The sequence below is a fragment of the Halorubrum sp. SP3 genome (assembly GCF_005435195.1).
Classification (GTDB): Archaea; Halobacteriota; Halobacteria; order Halobacteriales; family Haloferacaceae; genus Halorubrum; species Halorubrum sodomense.
Genome location: NZ_SGTU01000142.1, coordinates 1 through 988 on the forward strand (window position 1 = coordinate 1; position 988 = coordinate 988).

Consider the following 988-nt stretch of genomic DNA (forward strand, 5'->3'; position numbering starts at 1 on the left):
GGCCCGCTCCGTCGGGTCGCTCAGACGTGACTTGCTTGACGCTGTTTAAGATCCGATCTCGGCCTCGGCGCCATCAATCTCAATAATGTCACCGTCCCCGACGTCCAACGCTTCACGGAGCTCTTCAAGATGTGTGTCAGCCTCCTCTCGGAGCTCCTTTGCTGTCGGCAGATCGACTTCCCCGTCCTCAAGCGTTTCTGCGATCTCCTCGAGTCGCTCGATCCGCTCTGCGATGTCGACATCGTCCTCGCTCATACCCGATGGTTGGCCGGGGCTGTCTTGAATATCCGGCTTCCATCACAGTACTCCGGTAGCCCACAACGCGATACCGAGCAACAGGAGGCCGAGAAGGACGAGAACGACTATCTGTAGTCTCCGAGCTTGCTGCTGTGCCGCCTGAACGTCTGTGCTCGTTTCGATGTCTTGATACCCTCGTTCGATCCTGCGTTCGAGGGCCCCAACCTCTCGCTGGACGTGCGTCTCGTACGCTTGGTCGATCCGTGCTTCGAGGCCAGCGACACGACCGCGTGCTGCGGTGGCCGTTACAGCCTCCGTCTCTGCGGCGTGTTCTACCCCTTGGAGGGCGCTCTCGATCCGTGAATCGAGCTCGTCGAGTCGAGCTGACGTGAGTGTCGCGTAGATGGTGTCGACTCGCTGTTCGAGATCAGCGGCGCGCTGAATCTGCGCTCGTCGATTGTCTGCTGCTCGTTCGATACTGACGATCGCGTTGTCGACCCGACGGGTAATAGCGTCCAAGCGGTCGGTGACAATCGCCGCGTATCCAGTTTCTAGTCGGCGTTCGAGTGCGACTACTTGGTCACGGACAGCACGCATATCAGGCGTCGCCACGACCCCAGCCTGAGTCGGTGTGATCGCCGCTTTGTCTGCGACACGTTCGGACAGCGTCTCATCGTCCTCATGGCCGATCGCGACGACTGTGGGCGTTTGGCAGTCCGCAATGGCTCGGACGACGGGCTCTTCGTTAAAA

The 988-nt window shown here is 60.0% G+C and carries 2 protein-coding genes; both read right to left on the bottom strand.

Going from position 1 to position 988, the window contains the following annotated elements; all coding sequences use genetic code 11:
* Positions 1 to 45 precede the first annotated feature (45 nt).
* On the bottom strand, positions 46 to 255 hold the full coding sequence (locus tag EXE42_RS15900; protein WP_137695115.1) for an exodeoxyribonuclease VII small subunit: 210 nt from the start codon (positions 253 to 255) through the stop codon (positions 46 to 48).
* Between the two features lie 42 nt (positions 256 to 297).
* On the bottom strand, positions 298 to 988 hold a 691-nt coding region (locus tag EXE42_RS15905), incomplete at its 5' end, for an exodeoxyribonuclease VII large subunit (protein ID WP_275938237.1).

Coding starts and splice junctions, on each gene's coding strand:
- EXE42_RS15900 (WP_137695115.1), bottom strand. CDS start 255: ATGAGCGAGGACGATGTCGACATCGCAGAGCGGATCGAGCGACTCGAG.